Source organism: Hymenobacter sp. (assembly GCF_035709525.1).
In the GTDB taxonomy this organism is placed as follows: domain Bacteria; phylum Bacteroidota; class Bacteroidia; order Cytophagales; family Hymenobacteraceae; genus Hymenobacter.
Window position 1 is genome coordinate 50,189 of sequence record NZ_DASTEP010000117.1, and the last position, 16,487, is coordinate 66,675.

Consider the following 16,487-nt stretch of genomic DNA (forward strand, 5'->3'; position numbering starts at 1 on the left):
TTTCCGCAAGCCTAGCAAGCCGGCCTTCCTGTTTCCAGGAAGGCCGGCTTTTTTGCGTCCGCATCCTAGGTACACTGGCAACGTTGTCGGCAACAATTGCGCAGAAAAGTGTAGCTAGCGGGCCGCGCGGCCAGTAGGTTTGCGGATGGGCTGGCGGTTGTTGCCGGCCAGTTCGTTAAAATGCAGCCGCGCGGCCAGTAGGTTTGCGGATGGGCTGGCGGTTGTTGCCAGCCTGCACTGATTATTTCCCTCCCACCCCTATGCTTTCCCGCCTTTTGTCGGCCACGGCCGCGCTGAGTTTGGTGGCGCTGCTGGCTTTTCGGCCGGCCGCGCCCGCGCCCCTCAAGGTGTATCTGATTGGCGACTCCACCATGTCCATCAAGGAGATAAAAGCCTACCCCGAAACGGGCTGGGGGATGCCCTTTGCCGCGTTTTTTGATGAGACGGTGGCGGTGGACAACCGGGCGCAGAACGGCCGCAGTACCAAGAGCTTCTTGGCCGAGAACCGCTGGCAGCCGGTAGCCAGCGAACTGCACGTGGGCGATTACGTCTTCATCCAGTTTGGGCACAACGACGAGGTGCCCACCAAGCGCAGCTACACGCCCGAGGCTGAATTCACGGCCAACCTCAAGCGCTTTGTGAGCGAAACGCGTAGCCACCAGGCCCAGCCGGTGCTACTGACGCCGGTAGCCCGCCGCAAGTTTGACGACGCCGGCAAAATAGAGGAAACCCACGCCGCCTACGCCGAGCTGGTGCGCGCCGTAGCCCGCGAAACCAATACGCCGCTCATCGACCTCGACCGCAGCAGCCAAGCGCTGCTCCAGCAGTTCGGCGTCGAAAACTCGAAGCTGCTCTTCAACCACCTCGCGCCCGGCGAGCACCCCAACTACCCCGACGGCCGCGAGGACAACACCCACTTCAACGAGCTGGGGGCCAGACGTATGGCCGAGCTGGTACTGGCCGATATGCGGGCGCTCAAACTAGGTCTGGTTGACCACCTGCGGCAAGGCGCGGTAAAGAAGACGGTAGATGCGCAGGCTCGCTAGTTTTTTATGATGCTAACCGCTTTCCTCCGCAGAACTGCCCCACTGGCGACGCTGGCCCTACTGGCTTTTGCCGCCGCCCCAACTCCGCCACGCAAGACGAAACTCTACCTTATCGGCGACTCCACGATGGCGAACAAAGTGCGGGCGACGTTTCCGGAAACGGGCTGGGGGATGCCGCTGGGCACGTTTTTCGACACGACGGTGGTCGTGGACAACCGCGCGCAGAACGGCCGCAGCACCCGCACGTTTCTGGCTGAAAATCGCTGGCAGCCAGTTGTAGAGGCATTGCAACCGGGTGATTACGTGTTCATTCAGTTCGGGCACAACGACGAGTCGCAAAACTATCCCGACCGCTATACTTCGCCCGAAGACTACCGCCGCAACCTCACCAAATTCGTAACCGAAACCCGCGCCAAGCAAGCCATTCCGGTGCTGCTGACGCCGGTTACGCGCCGGTATTTCGACCAAAATGGCCACATCAAGGAAACGCACGTGCTGTACTCGGCGGCCACGGCGGCAGTAGCCCAGAAACAAAAAACGCTGCTGGTAGACCTCGACCGCCTGAGCCGCGAGTTGCTTCAGCAACTGGGTGAGGAAAATTCCAAGCTATTGTTCATGCAGCTAGCCCCCGGCGACCACCCCAACTACCCGCTGGGCCGCGCCGACAACACCCACTTCAACGAGCTGGGTGCCCGCAAGATGGCCCAGCTCGTAGTCAATGACCTGCGCGCCCAGCACGTGGCGCTGGCCGAAGCGCACCTGGCCCGGCCCTTGCCCAAAAACGCCGTGGCGACCCCGGCCGGCGCGGCGGCGCAGCCCACCACCCCGTAAGGCAAGCCGCGCCGGCACTAGTAGCAGCGGTTTTACACCACCGTTACCCCCTGCGGCGGCGGTATCTTTGGGGCTGTTCTGTCTTTTCCCCTACCCCTCCTACCCCATGCGTATTTCCCGGCTGGCCGACCAGATGAGCGGCTCCGAAATTATCAAAATCGGCAACGCCGTGAGCGAGCAGATTCGCCAGGGCGCGACGATTTGCAACCTCACGATTGGCGACTTCGACCCCAAGCTGTTCCCCATTCCGACCGAGCTGCGCGACGATATCATCGCCGCCTACCAGGCCGGCCACACCAACTACCCGCCCGCGCCCGGCACCGTAGATTTGCGCCAGGCCGCTGCCGACTTCTTGAAGAAACGTTTGGGCCTCAGCTACTCGCCCGCCGATGAATTGATGGTAGCTGGTGGCTCGCGCCCGCTCATCTACGCCGCCTACCTGGCCCTCGTAGACCCCGGCGACCGCGTAGTGTACCCCGCCCCGTCGTGGAACAACAACCACTACTGCCACCTCACCGGGGCCGAGCAGGTAGCGGTGGCCACCCAGCCCGAAAACAACTTCATGCCCACGGCGGCCGAGCTGGCCCCGCATCTGGCCGGGGCCACGCTGCTGGCGCTGTGCTCGCCGCTCAACCCCACCGGCACGGTATTCACCAAGGAGGCGCTTGAGGAAATCTGCGACCTCGTGCTGGCCGAAAACCAGCGCCGCGGCCCCGACGAAAAGCCGCTCTACATCCTCTATGACCAGATTTACTGGCTGCTCACCTTCGGCGAAACCCAGCATTTCGACCCCGTGAGCTTGCGCCCCGCCCTGCGCGACTACGTGGTGTACATCGATGGCACCTCCAAGTGCTTTGCTGCCACCGGCGTGCGCGTGGGCTACGGCTTCGGGCCCAAGCTGGTGATTGACAAGATGAAGGGCCTGGTGGGCCACATGGGCGCCTGGGCACCCAAGGCCGAGCAGGTGGCCACGGCCGCCTTTTTGCCCCGCACGCACGAGGTTGACACATTCCTCACCGAGTTTAAGGGCAAGCTGCAAGCCAGCCTCGACGCGGCCTACCACGGCCTGAAAAGCCTGCGCGAGCAGGGCTACCCCGTCGATGCCATCGCGCCGGCCGGGGCCATCTACCTCACTGCCAAAATCGACGTGCTGGGCCGCACTGCGCCCTCCGGCGAGGTACTGGCTACGACCAAGGAAGTGACGTCCTACCTGCTCACCGAGGCTAAGCTGGCCATTGTACCGTTCAGCGCCTTTGGTGCGCCGGCTTCCGCGCCGTGGTTCCGGCTGTCGGTCGGGGCCGAGTCGCAGGCTTCCATTGAAGCAGCGCTGCCGCGGCTCAAGGCGGCGCTGGATAAGCTGACCTAAGCGCAAGGTTTCGCGAAGTAAACAGAGGTTTCGCTGGGTAGAACAACGATTGTTCAAACTTGGCGAAACCTCTTTTTACGACTGCTCAAACCTGGCGAAACCTCTGTTTACTTCGCGAAACCTTGCGCTTACCCTTTAGGCGTCAGCGTAATGTACGGAATGATGCACTCCTCCAACGACACGCCGCCGTGCTGGAACGTGTCCTTGTAGTAGTTCACGTAGTAGTTGTAGTTGTTGGGGTAGGCGAAGAAATAGTCGCCGAGCGTGAAGACGTAGGCCGTGCTCACGTTTTCGCGGGGCAGGAAAATGCTTTCCGGCTTGCGCACCACGTACACGTCGCGGCTCTCATCAAATCCTAGGTTTTTGCCGTGCTTGTAGCGCAGGTTGGTGTTCGTGTTGCGGTCGCCCACAATCTTGTACGGGCGCTTCACGCGGATGGTGCCGTGGTCGGTGGTAATGACCAGCTTGCCCTTTTTCTCGGCTATGGTTTGGAGCATCTCATACAGCGGCGAGTGCAAAAACCACGAGCGCGTGATGCTGCGGTAGGCGCTTTCGTCGGCCGCCAGCTCGCGTATCATCGCCATGTCGGTGCGGGCGTGCGAGAGCATGTCCACGAAGTTGTAGACGATGACGTTGAGCTTGTAGTTGTTGTGCAGGTTGCTCATCTTGCCGAGCAAGTCCTTGCCAGCCTGCAAGTTAGTCACCTTGTGGTAGCTGTGCTTGGCCTTTTGGTTGTTGCGCTGGAAGTTGATTTCCATGAACTCGGCCTCGTGCAGGTTTTTACCTTCCTCGTCCTCGTCCCACACCCACAGATTGGGGTATTTCTTTTGGATGTCGCCCGGCATCATCCCCGCAAAAATGGCATTGCGAGCATAGGCCGTGGTAGTGGGCAAGATGCTGTAATACAGCTCTTCCGAGTCCACCGTAAACAGCTCCGCGATAATCGGCTCCAGGATTTTCCACTGGTCGTAGCGCAAGTTGTCGATGAGCACGAAGTACACCGGCGTGTCGCCCGTCTGCTTCATCAAGGGAAATACTTTTTCCTTGAATAGCTGGTGCGACATCATGGGGGCGTTCTTATCGCGCCCGTTTACCCAATCCTCGTAGTTCTCGATGATAAAGCGGCCGAAGTAAGTATTCGCCTCGTCCTTCTGCATGTTGAACACCTCAGCCATACTTTTGCCCTCGGTCTCGTTGATTTCCAACTCCCAATACACGAGCTTCTTATATACATCAACCCACTCAGAGGGCGAGAGGCGGTCGGAAAGCTGCATACCGAGTTGGCGGAAATCGCGCTGGTAGCCCGAGTTGGTTGCTTCGGTTACCAAGCGCTTGTTGTCCAGCACTTTCTTCACCGACAGCAGAATCTGGTTCGGGTTAACCGGCTTGATGAGGTAGTCGGCAATTTTGGCGCCGATGGCACCTTCCATAATGTGCTCCTCCTCGCTCTTCGTAATCATCACGACGGGCACTGTGGGGCGCACCACCTTGATTTCGGTCAGCGTTTCGAGGCCGGTGAGGCCGGGCATGTTTTCGTCCAGAAAAACCAGGTCGTAGGAGTTTTCCTGCACCTCTTCGAGCGCATCGGCCCCGGAGTTGACGGGCGTTACGTCGTAGCCTTTCTCCTTGAGAAACAGGATGTGCGGCTTGAGCAGGTCAATTTCGTCGTCGGCCCAGAGAATGGAGTATCGTTGCATAAGCAGAAGCGCGCCGCAGGGGCGTCGCGCAGGGGAAATGGTAATTTGGTAGTGGTAGCGAAGCTAACGGCCCGAACCGCGCCGGTAGTATCCCGGATGCTAAGCTCGCCGTAGCTTTACCGGAAAACGCACGTTTAGGTTCTTAGAAGAGCCTCTTAGTCGGCCAACGGGCGGCACTCATCGGCCAACGCCTTCGCCAAGCTGGAGCTTGGCGCTACTAACATGAACAAAAAGAAGATATTTAACGACCCCGTGTACGGGTTCGTAACCGTGCCCACGGAGCTGTTGTTTGATTTAATTGAGCATCCGTACTTTCAACGCTTGCGGCGCATTCAGCAGCTGGGACTCACCAACCTCGTGTATCCTGGCGCGTTGCACACGCGCTTTCACCACGCGCTGGGGGCCATGCACCTCATGCAGCTGGCGCTGCGCACGCTCAAGGACAAGGGCGTGAAAATCTCGGCGGCCGAAGGCGAGGCGGCGCAAGTGGCCATTTTGCTGCACGACATCGGGCACGGCCCGCTGTCGCACGCGCTGGAAACCAGCATTTTCCAGGATGTGCCGCACGAGCAGCTGTCGCTTTACTTGATGGAGCGGCTCAACGAGGTGTTTCCGGGCCGGCTCACGCTGGCAATGGAGATGTTTCAGGGCAGCTACGGGCGCGAGTTTTTTCACCAATTGGTTAGCTCCCAATTGGATATGGACCGGCTCGACTACCTCAACCGTGACTCGTTTTACACGGGTGTAGAGGAAGGCCGGCCGGGCGCCGACCGCCTCATCAAGATGTTGCAAGTAGTGAACGAGCGCCTGGTACTGGAAGAAAAAGCCGTGTACTCGGTCGAAAACTTCCTAGTGAGCCGCCGCCTGATGTACTGGCAAGTCTATCTGCACAAGGCCGTTACGAGCGCCGAGCAGATGGTCATTCGCGTGATGCAGCGCGCCCGCGACCTGGCCCGCGCCGGGGTGCCGGTGCCGGGCAGCAGCTGCCTCACTTACTTCCTAGGTCGCGCCGTCACGCTCGCCGAGTTTCAAGCAGATTCGGATATTCTGAACCGCTTCGTGCAGCTCGATGACATTGATATTTGGGGCGCCATCAAATCGTGGGTCAATCACGAAGACAAGGTGCTCCGCTTCCTGGCCCAAAGCCTGCTCAACCGGCAGCTATTCAAAATCGTCATTCGCCCCGAGCCCTACGACGAGGATTTTCAGCTCGGCATCGTGGAGCTGATTGCCGAAACCTTCCAATTGCCGCTGGATGATGCCCGGCAACTGATGATAACCGGTAAGCTTAGCAACACTGCTTACGACCCCAACAGCCAGGAAACCATTGATATCCTGACCAAGCTCGGCAAGGTTGTGAACGTGACGGAGGCGTCGGATTTGCCGAATATTCGGGCGTTGAGCCAGAAGGTGCAGAAGTATTATATCTGCTACCCGAAGGAGATTCTATAAGTAAAAGGCCCGGTTTGAAACCGGGCCTTTTTTATTTCTGCACGAACTTCTTACGCAGTTCGCCTATCTGCTCCTTGAATTTCTTGTCGGAATCTATCAAGTCCGACACCGTTTGCACCGAGTGGATGACCGTGGCGTGGTCGCGGCCGCCGAAGTGGTAGCCGATGGTTTTGAGCGAGTGCGTGGTGTGCTCCTTGGTGAAGTACATGGCCACCTGCCGGGCCGTAACTACTTCTTTCTTACGGGTTTTCTCTTTCAACAGCGCTACCGGAATGCTAAAGTAGTCGGCCACCGTCTTCTGGATGAAATCTACGTTTACTTCGGCCTCGACCTCTTCGATGATGTGGCGCAGGGCACCCTTGGCCATGTCTAGGTCGATGTCGCGGCGCGTGAGCACGCTTTGGGCCAGTAGAGTCGTGAGCACGCCTTCGAGCTCGCGCACGTTGGTAGGCACCGAGTGGGCCAGGTACTCGACCACTTGCGGGGCGATTTCCATGCCGTCCTGCTGGGCCTTGTTCTGGATGATAGCGATGCGCGTCTCGAAGTCGGGGCTTTGCACGTCGGCGGTGAGGCCCCACTTGAATCGTGAGAGCAGGCGGTCTTCGAGGCCGCTGAGCTCGCGCGGGGGGCGGTCGCTGGTCATCACAATCTGCCGGCCGCCCTGGTGCAAGTGATTGAAGATGTGGAAGAACATCTCCTGCGTCTTGCCCTTGTTGGCTAAGAACTGCACGTCGTCGAGGATGAGCACATCGACGAGCAGGTAGAAGTTGGCGAAGTCCTGCACAGCATTGCGTTGCAGGCTTTCGATAAACTGATTGGTAAACTTCTCGGCCGAGACGTAAAGCACGAATTTCTCGGTATTCGTGGCCTTGATGTGGTTGCCGATGGCTTGCACGAGGTGCGTTTTGCCGAGGCCTACGCCGCCGTACACCATCAGGGGGTTAAAGGCGGTGGTACCGGGCTTGTTGGCCACGGCGAGGCCGGCCGAGCGCGCGAGGCGGTTGCAGTCGCCTTCTACGTAGTTCTCGAAGGTGTACGTCGTGTTGAGCTGCGACGGCACGATGTTGCGGTCCATCGTTTTGGCCGCGTCGAAGGGGTTGCGCAGGGTGCTGGCAGCCTGGGCCTGGGCGGCGGTGGCCGGGTTGGCCCCGGGCACGAGGTGGCGGGCGGGCGGGGCGCCAGCGTTGCGGCCGAAGCCGTTGGTTTGAGACGACGAGCCGTTGCTATTGTAAGGGCGGCCGTTGGCGGGGGCGCGGTTTTCGGCGGCGGGGGTGCCGGGGGCAGCTTTGCGGGCCGGGGGCAGGTGCATGGCGCGGGGCGGCGCCTGGGCGTTGCCCTGGTCTACTACCACGCTGTATTCGAGGCGACCTTCGGGGCCTAATTCTTGAAAAATCGCACGCTTTAGCTCCTCTACGTAGTGCTCTTCGAGAAATTCGTAGAAATACACGCTCGGCACCTGGATGGTGAGCACCTTGCCTTGCAATTCGACGGGCGCGATGGGCTCGAACCAGGTACGGAAGCTTTGTTCCCCCACTTCGGTGCGGATAACGCGCAGGCAATTAGCCCAAACAATGCGAAAATCCTGCGACATAGAAGCGGAAAACGGGGCAAAAGAACCAGCCCTTAGCGGCGAAAAAAAGCGAACGAACCCTGCCTGATACGCAACCGCTCGGGCTTGGGGGGTACAAATTTGCGCATAAACGCGCAGACAAAAAAGCCGCCAAAAGCTTGCTTATGTCGCGTTTTTAGCAGGTAGCGCCCACGGGCAGCACCAGCGAGCCTACGGCACGCATGGGCCGCGCCCCGCGTTGCAACTCATAGTCGATGCGCCCTAGGTTGATGCCCGACCAGCCTACTTGGTTAATGAGCGTGATGTGGCCTTGAGGCCCCGTAATAGGCTCGGGCGCAGGCATGAAGGTATGCGTGTGCCCGCCCAGAATGAGGTCGATACCGCCGACTTGGGCGGCGAGTTTGCGGTCGTCGAGCTTTTCGCTTTCGTACTTATACCCGAGGTGCGACAGGCAAATCACCATGTCGCAACGCTCGTGTTGACGCAGCTGCTGCACCTGGGCTTTGGCTACCGTCACGGGGTCGAGGTACTGGGTAGCACCGAAGTTTTTATCAGCCACTAAGCCCTTTAATTCGATACCTAGGCCAAACACGCCGATGCGCGCGCCGGCCTTCTCGAACACCTTATAGGGCTGAAAGCGACCGGCTAGCGGCGTGCCGCCAAAGTCGTAGTTGGCAATGAGAAACGGGAAGCCGGCGTTGGGCAGCTGCTTTTGCAGGCCCTCAAGGCCGTTGTCGAAATCGTGGTTGCCGAAGGTGCTGGCATCGTACTTCATCCGCGACATCAGCTTGTACTCCAGCTCGCCCTGAAAAAAGTTGAAATAAGGCGTGCCCTGCCAGATATCGCCCGAGTCGAGCAGCAGCACGTTAGGCTCTTGCTGCCGGATGCTGTCGATGAGCGCCTCGCGCCGGGCCATGCCCCCGAGGCCGGCCCACTGCGGCGCACTCTCGGGGAACGGCTCGATGCGCGAGTGCATATCGTTGGTGTGCAGAATGGTGAGCCGGGCCGGGCGGGCAGCAGCCTCAGCTACGAGGCTCGGGCCGAGCAGGCTGAGGCCAGCGGTGCCAAGGGCGGTTTTTTGGAGGAAGGAACGGCGTGAGTGCATAGGTATAATTTCGTTAAAATCAATATTATCGTCATGCTGAGCGCAGCGTAGCGGAGTCGAAGCATCTCTTTGGCAGAGTAACTTCTAACGCCAGCAACGAAGCGGTAGAGATGCTTCGACTCCGCTGCGCTCCGCTCAGCATGACCTTTATTACCGTACTCGCCCTTCAATCTTAGCTGTTACCGGCTGGCCGGCCTTGGTCAGCGCCCGAATGTGGTCGGAGATGGCCGCGCGTAGCAGCAGGCCAGTGTCGCGCGCGGGCACGCCGCGCAGAAAGGGCATGTTGTCGCCACCGCCCGCCAGGTAGTCGGAAATGGCAATGGGATAGGTTTTGGCAGGGTCGAAGGGCTGGCCGCCAATGAGGATATTCTGCGGGCGCTTGTCGGGGCCGACGGTGTAGGTAGCGCCCGAGATGGCCATCCGCACGGGCGCAGCATAGTCAAACAGCTGCTGCACCACGGGGCCGGGGGCATCGACTACCACCAACTCATTCTCGAAGGGCATGAGCTCGAACACATTACCAAGGGTGATGGGGCCGGCGGGCAGCGGCGAGCGCATGCCGCCGTTGGTCATTACGCCCAGCGCGATGGGCTGGTGCAAGGCCTGGGCGGCGGCAGTGCGCTGCAAGTCGGCCACGAAGTTGACGATAAGGTTTTCGCCGGGGTTTTTGCCCAGCGCCACTGGGGCCACGCCTAGCACTTCCTGCATCTGGGCCAGCACTTTATCGTGGTAGGGCTTGATAAAAGCCTCGGCTCCGGCGTTAGGCACCACGGCGCTGCCCACGGGCTGGCTTGTCGACGTGGCCGGCAGGTGGGCCGTGGCTGTGAGTGGGCCGCGCTGGCAGGCGGTGGCCAGCAGCAGGGTAAATAAACCCGCCGCAGCGGGACGAAGTAGACGCATCATACGTAACTAAAAGCAGGCTATCGCCGAAACCACAAAATTACGGCTTTTAGTGCCTTCGTTCTCGCCGGGCGTGGCCCTTGCCAAGCCTAAACAACCACCGGGCCCCAGCCGCTTTAAGCCGGGGCGGTATCTTTGGCACGGGTGGGTGGCCCGGCTTTTAGCGCTTTCTCTATGTCTGATACGCCTCCGGTTACACCGGTTTCGTTCCCCGAATTTTCGCCCGTAACCACGACGCAGTGGCAGGCCCAATTGGCCCGCGAGCTCAAGGGCACCGACCCCGCCCGCCTGCGCTGGACCCTGCCCGATGGGCTAGTGGCCGAGCCTTTTTACCACCGCGAGGCGCTCACGGCCCTAGGGGGTGCCCCCGCGCCCCTGCCGCCCCGCCCCGCCCCCTGCCGCAATGTGGTGTGCCTTACCGTGCCCGCCGGCACCGATGGCCGCCTCCAGATAGAGCAGGCCGCCGATGCCTTGGCGCGCGGTGCGGGCGGCGTGCACTTTATACTGAATAAGGAGGTCGCCAACTTCGCCCTTTCTGAACTGGCCGACCGCCTGCCACTGGCCACTACCTGGATAGGCTACACGGTACTGCATCAGCCCGACCAGCTGCTGGAGCGCCTGCGTGAAGTTGGCCTAGGTGAGCCGTTGCGGGGGTTCCTACGATTTGCGCCCGTGACGGTGCCAGAAGGAGCCGAGCTGGCGATGTTTCGCACGGCGCTGCGCCGCTGCGTAGAGCTAGCAAGGGGCTGGGCCGAATTCCCGGTACTGGCCGTGAACGGGGCTTTTTTCGGTAATCGGGGCGCGACGCTGACCCAGCAGGTGGCCTATAGCTTGAGCACGGCGGCCACCATGCTGGCCTACCTGCCCGATGAGGCGTGCGGCATCACGGCGGCCGACGTGGCCGCCAATTTTCACCTCGATTTTGCCATTGGCACCAGCTATTTCCCTGAGATAGCCCGCCTGCGGGCCACCCGCCGCCTGTGGGCCACCCTGCTGCACGCCTACGGCCTACCGCCGCAGGGCGCGGCCAAGCTGCTCATCCACGCCTCGACCTCGACCTGGAACCAGACTACCCTCGACCCGCACACGAACCTACTGCGCCACACCACCGAGGCCATGAGCGCCGTGCTCGGCGGGGCCGATTCGGTGCAGGTGGCGGCCTTCGACTGCCTCTACCAGGCGCCTAATGAATTTAGCGCCCGCCTGGCGCGCAACCAGCCGCTTATCCTGCTCGAAGAGGCGCACCTCGACTGGGTAGCCGACCCGGCGGCGGGCTCCTACTTCCTCGAAACTTTGACCGACGAGTTGGCCCGCGCTGCGTGGGCCGAGTTTCAGGCCCTCGAAGCCAAAGGCGGCATGCTCGAAGCCCGCAGCCAGGCCATGGAGGCCATCAGCAAGGTCGGGCTGGAAAAATTTAAGCGCATCGCCACCGGCCAGGATGTAGTGGTGGGCACCAACCGCTTCCAGAACGCCCAGGAGAAGTTCGATTTTCAGCCCAAGCAGCTTTTGCGCTCGCGCGACTTCGACACCACCCGCGCCACCTACCCCAGCGAGGTGCTGCGCCTGGCTACGGCCCTGCACTTCGAACGCCGCGCCAACCAGGACAAGCAGGCCACGCTGGTGCTGCTCGGCGGCGCCCGCGTGAATGAAGAAATTGCCGAGGCCTTCTGGCACTTGCTGCACCCTGGCGAGCAAGGCCAGCCACCCATGCCCGACATTGCGCCCGACTCCTACTCGGTGCTCTTTTCCAAGCCCGACGAGGCTACCCTCATGTACGCCACGCCCGCGCAGTTCGACCACCTGGCGCGGGTAGTGCAGCAGGTGCCGGTGGGCCACGTCTTTGAGGTGCCCTCGCTGGTAAATTCCGACCTAGCTACCCTGCTGGAAGCCGTGCGGGTCTTTGGCTTCAAGGAGTTTGTGGTGGAGGGGCACCACACGGAAGAGGTGTTGGCGCGGCTGCAAGGGCGGTAAATCAGCAGAAGGTTTGAAAACGGTCGTCATGCTGAGCATGACGACTATTAATCTTTTCTCTGATTCCAGAATAGTCCCAACTTTTAGCTATTAGCATTGTGTCCAAGCAAATAATAATGAGAATGCCTATCAAGGACTTCCAGCTTGGAGATGGCCTAGGCAGCTATCGGAGGGAAAAACAGCTAACTAAAGAGGAGCTAAAAGTTATTCTTCAAGCTGAGCCTATTCTCTTCGCTATTGCTGACGTTGGCCACGAATTAGAAGTAATTGAGACTGACCAATGCTTTAAATTTTGGAAAGCTGAGGTTGAAAAGCATTTAGCAGACCCCTCAAAACCCGCTCGCCTGGAAGACTATCCTGACGAGTACCTATACTTTGCTAGCAAGTGGATAGCTGAGGATTTAAGCCCCATTACTTTGCTTGAAAAGCATCATTAACTGAGCTGGTTATTAGCAAATAACCTGTATTTACTATGCGCCCCGACTTCTCCTCTATCGCCTACGACGCGGCCTCGCTCCCACCCGCCGCCAAGCCCACCGACTACCCCGCCACCGGCCCCGCCGTGTACACGGCCGCCGATGCGGCGCACCTGCCGCACCTAGGGTTCGGGGCGGGCATTGCGCCTTATCTGCGCGGGCCGTATGCCAGCATGTACACCGTAAGCCCCTGGACGGTGCGGCAGTACGCAGGTTTTAGCACGGCCGAGGAGTCGAATGCTTTTTATCGCCGCAACCTGGCCGGGGGCCAGAAGGGCCTGAGCGTGGCCTTCGACCTGGCTACGCACCGGGGCTACGACTCGGACCACCCCCGCGTGGTGGGCGACGTGGGCAAGGCCGGCGTAGCCATCGACTCGGTGGAGGATATTAAGATTCTCTTCGACCAGATTCCGCTGGGCGAGATGTCGGTGAGCATGACCATGAACGGGGCCGTGCTGCCGGTGCTGGCCTTCTACATCGTGGCGGCCGAGGAGCAGGGCGTGCCGCCCGAAAAGCTGACGGGCACCATTCAGAACGACATTCTGAAGGAGTTTATGGTGCGCAATACCTACATCTACCCGCCCGCGCCGAGCATGCGGCTCATTGCCGACATCTTCGCCTACACAGCCGAGAAGATGCCCAAGTTCAACTCGATTTCCATCTCGGGCTACCACATGCACGAGGCCGGCGCCACCGCCGATATCGAGCTGGCCTACACCCTGGCCGATGGCGTGCAGTACGTGCGCGCCGGTTTGGCGGCGGGGCTGAAGATTGACGAGTTTGCGCCGCGCCTGTCCTTTTTTTGGGGCATCGGCATGAATCACTTTCTGGAAATTGCGAAGCTGCGCGCCGGCCGCCTGCTGTGGGCCAAGCTCATTCAACAATTCAACCCGCAGAGCCCCAAGAGCCTAGCCCTGCGCACGCACTGCCAGACGTCGGGCTACTCGCTCACGGCCCAGGACCCCTTCAACAACGTGACGCGCACCACTGTGGAAGCCCTCGCCGCTGCCCTAGGTGGCACCCAGAGCCTACACACCAACGCGCTGGATGAGGCCCTGGCCCTACCCACCGACTTCTCGGCCCGCATCGCCCGCAACACGCAGCTCTACCTCCAGCACGAAACCGACATTACCAAAGTGGTGGACCCCTGGGGCGGCTCGTACTACGTGGAGAGCCTTACTGCCGACCTCGCCAACCAGGCCTGGGCGCTCATCGAGGAGGTAGAAGCCCTAGGGGGCATGGCCGCCGCCATCGAAACCGGTCTGCCCAAGCTCCGCATCGAGGAGGCCGCCGCCCGCAAGCAGGCGCGCATCGACGCGGGCCAAGAGGTGATAGTGGGCGTCAATAAATACCCCGCGCCCGAGGGCGAAGCCCCGCTGGAAGTGCTGCAAATCGATAACGACGCGGTGCGCGAAAGCCAGGTAGCGCGGCTGCAAAAGATTCGGGCAGAGCGCGATGAGGCGGCCGTGCAGGCGGCGCTAGCGGCATTGACCGAGGCGGCAAAAGGCAAAACTGAGGCAACCAATGAAGCCTCCGAGTCAACTCAAAACTCAGAACTCAACACTCAAAACTTACTGGCTCTCGCCGTCACCGCTGCCCGCGCCCGCGCTACCCTCGGCGAAATCTCCGACGCCCTCGAAGCTGCCTGGGGCCGCCACCAGGCCACCACGCGCACCATCCAGGGCGTGTACCAGCAGGGCATGGCCGACAACGCCGATTTTGCCCAGGCCCGGCAGGCGGCCCAGGACTTCGCCGCCCGCGAAGGCCGCCGCCCGCGCATGCTCGTCGCCAAAATGGGCCAGGACGGCCACGACCGCGGCGCCAAAATCATCGCCACCAGCTTCGCCGACGTGGGCTTCGACGTGGACCTCGCGCCCCTCTTTCAAACCCCCGCCGAAGTAGCCCGCCAGGCCGTCGACAACGACGTGCACGTGGTGGGCGTGAGCAGCCTAGCCGCCGGCCACAACACGCTGCTGCCCCAGCTCATCCGCGAGCTGGAGCAGGAAGGCCGGCCAGATATCCTGGTTATCGCGGGCGGCGTCATTCCGCCCCAGGACTACCAGTTTCTCTACGACGCGGGCGTGGCCGGCATCTACGGGCCGGGCACGGTGATAGCCAAGGCAGCGCTGGAGATTCTGGAGGAGCTAGGCGAGTAGCTTTGCTTGCGTACAAAAACGTCTGTCATGCTGAGCTTGCGAAGCATCTTATCACGGTTGAAATAACCTAGCGTGATAAGATGCTTCGCAAGCTCAGCATGACAGAATAATTAATCTATCAATCTTTTTCCTTCTGCCTTTTATGGAAAACCCTGCTACCGCCGCCACTCCGGCCCAATCGCTGCTTGAGCGCCTCGGCCAGCAACTCAGCACCACCGCTACGGCTCAGGCCGTGTACGGTACCCCCGTCGAGCGCGACGGCATCACGGTCATTCCGGTAGCACGGGCGCGCTACGGCTTCGGCGGTGGCGGGGGTGGCGGCACCGAGGCGGGCGAAGCAGCCGGCTCGGGCCTGGGGGCCGGGGCGGGCGTGTCGCTCACGCCCGTGGGCTACATTGAGCTGCGGGAGGGCCACAGCCGCTTCCGGCCCATCAGGTCGTCGGTGGTGCCGCTGGTAGCGGTGAGCGGGGCCATTGCGTGGCTACTGCTGCGGAGCGTACCTAGGTTGCTGAAGGACCGCAAGAACTAACATAAAGCGTTGCTACTAAAAAGCTCACTAGACCTCCCGGTTTAGTGAGCTTTTTAGTAGCAACGCTTTTCTTTGAGCACTCAACCTTTCCAGCAACCTAGGATGCACTTGCTCAGCCAACTCCTCATCGGCCTTGTGGCGCTCATTCACGTGTATATCGTGTGGTTGGAAATGTTTGCCTGGGTTTCGCGGGGGCCGAAGGTATTCCAGTCGCTGCCGGCCGAGCTGTTTCCAGCTACCAAGACGCTGGCCGGCAACCAAGGGCTCTACAATGGCTTTCTGGTGGCGGGGCTAGCATGGGCGCTGCTCATCGCCGACCCGCAGTGGCACCGTAGCGTAGGCACGTTCTTTTTGGGGTGCGTGGCGGTGGCGGGGCTCTACGGGGCGGCCACGGCAGGCGGGCGCATTTTGCTGGTGCAAACGCTGCCCGCCGCGCTGGCCCTGGCGGCGCTGTGGCTGGCCTAGGCTGGCCCGGCAGGCGTTTGGCAAAATCAAAACTGGCCTACCTTCGGTTTAGGACTGGACTATTTTTTCCTAAATCTGAAGTTCATGGACCTCCAAATCGCAAATAAAACTGCCCTTGTCACGGGCTCTACGGCTGGCATTGGGCTGGCCATCGCGCAGCGGCTGGCCGCCGAGGGTGCGCACGTCATCATCACCGGGCGCACCGAGGCGCGCATTCAGGAAGCCCAGGCGGCTATCGTGGCCCAGACGCCGGAAGCCAATGTGCGCGGCGTGGCCGTCGATTTTGGCGACGCGGCGCAGGTCGATAACCTACTGCGCGGAGTACCTAGGGTCGATATTCTGGTCAACAACGTGGGCATCTTTGAGCCCAAGCCCTTTGCCGAAATTAGTGATGCCGACTGGCTGCGCTTTTTCGAGGTAAACGTGCTGAGCGGGGTGCGGCTTTCGCGCCAGTACTTTCCCCTAATGCTAGAGGAAGACTGGGGCCGCATTCTATTCATTTCGAGTGAGTCGGGCCTGCAAATACCGGCTGAAATGGTGCACTACGGCACCACCAAAACCGCCCAGCTGGCCGTGGCGCGCGGCCTAGCCGAGCTCACCAAGGGCACCGGCGTAACGGTGAATTCGGTGCTGCCCGGCCCTACGGCCTCGGAGGGCGTGGAGGAATTCCTGAAAAAGCTGGCCGGCGAAGGCAAAACCCGCGAAGAAGCCGAGCACGAGTTTTTCCGCGATGCGCGGCCGTCGTCGCTGCTGCAGCGCTTCATCACCACCGATGAGATTGCCAGCATGGTAGCCTACCTCAGCAGCCCGCTGGCGGCGGCCACCAACGGCGCCTCAGTGCGCGTGGATGGCGGCGTGGTGCGTAGCATTTGAGCAAGCACATAATAAAAACGTCCGTCATGCTGAGCTTGCCGAAGCATCTC

At 60.9% G+C, this 16,487-nt stretch carries 14 protein-coding genes; 10 read left to right on the forward strand and 4 right to left on the reverse strand.

What is annotated here, in order from left to right; all coding sequences use genetic code 11:
* Window positions 1-260 precede the first annotated feature (260 nt).
* From VFO93_RS09905 to VFO93_RS09915, 3 genes are all read left to right on the forward strand, one after another.
* Entirely contained in the window at window positions 261-1,046 is a 786-nt protein-coding gene (locus VFO93_RS09905; RefSeq protein WP_325134208.1) for a rhamnogalacturonan acetylesterase, read from the forward strand.
* Between the two features lie 6 nt (window positions 1,047-1,052).
* Entirely contained in the window at window positions 1,053-1,877 is an 825-nt protein-coding gene (locus tag VFO93_RS09910; RefSeq protein ID WP_325134209.1) for a rhamnogalacturonan acetylesterase, read from the forward strand.
* 106 nt (window positions 1,878-1,983) lie between these two features.
* Complete coding sequence (locus VFO93_RS09915) at window positions 1,984-3,243, forward strand: pyridoxal phosphate-dependent aminotransferase (RefSeq protein WP_325134210.1); 1,260 nt, start codon at window positions 1,984-1,986, stop codon at window positions 3,241-3,243.
* Between the two features lie 128 nt (window positions 3,244-3,371).
* Here the strand turns inward: VFO93_RS09915 and VFO93_RS09920 are convergent, their stop codons facing one another.
* Complete coding sequence (locus tag VFO93_RS09920; RefSeq protein ID WP_325134211.1) at window positions 3,372-4,940, reverse strand: PglZ domain-containing protein; 1,569 nt, start codon at window positions 4,938-4,940, stop codon at window positions 3,372-3,374.
* A gap of 222 nt (window positions 4,941-5,162) precedes the next feature.
* Between VFO93_RS09920 and VFO93_RS09925 the strand changes: the two genes are divergently transcribed.
* Window positions 5,163-6,392: an HD domain-containing protein gene (locus VFO93_RS09925; RefSeq protein WP_325134212.1), complete on the forward strand. Its 1,230-nt coding sequence runs from the start codon at window positions 5,163-5,165 to the stop codon at window positions 6,390-6,392.
* Between the two features lie 31 nt (window positions 6,393-6,423).
* On the opposite strand, the gene dnaA is transcribed toward VFO93_RS09925, so the two are convergent.
* The 3 genes from dnaA to VFO93_RS09940 all read right to left on the reverse strand — a co-directional run bounded on the left by dnaA (window position 6,424) and on the right by VFO93_RS09940 (window position 9,970).
* Window positions 6,424-7,983: a chromosomal replication initiator protein DnaA gene (gene dnaA, locus VFO93_RS09930; RefSeq protein WP_325134213.1), complete on the reverse strand. Its 1,560-nt coding sequence runs from the start codon at window positions 7,981-7,983 to the stop codon at window positions 6,424-6,426.
* Between the two features lie 154 nt (window positions 7,984-8,137).
* Window positions 8,138-9,067: a metallophosphatase gene (locus tag VFO93_RS09935; protein WP_325134214.1), complete on the reverse strand. Its 930-nt coding sequence runs from the start codon at window positions 9,065-9,067 to the stop codon at window positions 8,138-8,140.
* Window positions 9,068-9,217: 150 nt separating this feature from the next.
* Window positions 9,218-9,970 (reverse strand): 5'-nucleotidase C-terminal domain-containing protein, encoded by a 753-nt coding sequence (locus tag VFO93_RS09940; RefSeq protein ID WP_325134215.1) that lies wholly within the window; start codon window positions 9,968-9,970, stop codon window positions 9,218-9,220.
* A gap of 171 nt (window positions 9,971-10,141) precedes the next feature.
* Between VFO93_RS09940 and VFO93_RS09945 the strand changes: the two genes are divergently transcribed.
* The 6 genes from VFO93_RS09945 to VFO93_RS09970 all read left to right on the forward strand — a co-directional run bounded on the left by VFO93_RS09945 (window position 10,142) and on the right by VFO93_RS09970 (window position 16,437).
* A complete protein-coding gene (locus VFO93_RS09945) occupies window positions 10,142-11,938 on the forward strand; it encodes a methylmalonyl-CoA mutase family protein (protein WP_325134216.1) in 1,797 nt (598 codons plus the stop codon).
* A gap of 122 nt (window positions 11,939-12,060) precedes the next feature.
* Window positions 12,061-12,375, forward strand: coding sequence for a hypothetical protein (locus VFO93_RS09950; protein ID WP_325134217.1), 315 nt, complete (start codon window positions 12,061-12,063; stop codon window positions 12,373-12,375).
* Between the two features lie 35 nt (window positions 12,376-12,410).
* Window positions 12,411-14,570, forward strand: coding sequence for a methylmalonyl-CoA mutase (gene scpA, locus VFO93_RS09955; protein WP_325134218.1), 2,160 nt, complete (start codon window positions 12,411-12,413; stop codon window positions 14,568-14,570).
* A 142-nt stretch (window positions 14,571-14,712) separates the two neighbouring features.
* Window positions 14,713-15,099 (forward strand): spore germination protein GerW family protein, encoded by a 387-nt coding sequence (locus tag VFO93_RS09960; RefSeq protein WP_325134219.1) that lies wholly within the window; start codon window positions 14,713-14,715, stop codon window positions 15,097-15,099.
* A gap of 102 nt (window positions 15,100-15,201) precedes the next feature.
* Window positions 15,202-15,564, forward strand: a complete 363-nt coding sequence (locus tag VFO93_RS09965) for a DUF1304 domain-containing protein (protein WP_325134221.1) — start codon at window positions 15,202-15,204, stop codon at window positions 15,562-15,564.
* 84 nt (window positions 15,565-15,648) lie between these two features.
* Window positions 15,649-16,437, forward strand: coding sequence for an SDR family oxidoreductase (locus VFO93_RS09970; protein ID WP_325134220.1), 789 nt, complete (start codon window positions 15,649-15,651; stop codon window positions 16,435-16,437).
* Window positions 16,438-16,487: the final 50 nt, after the last annotated feature.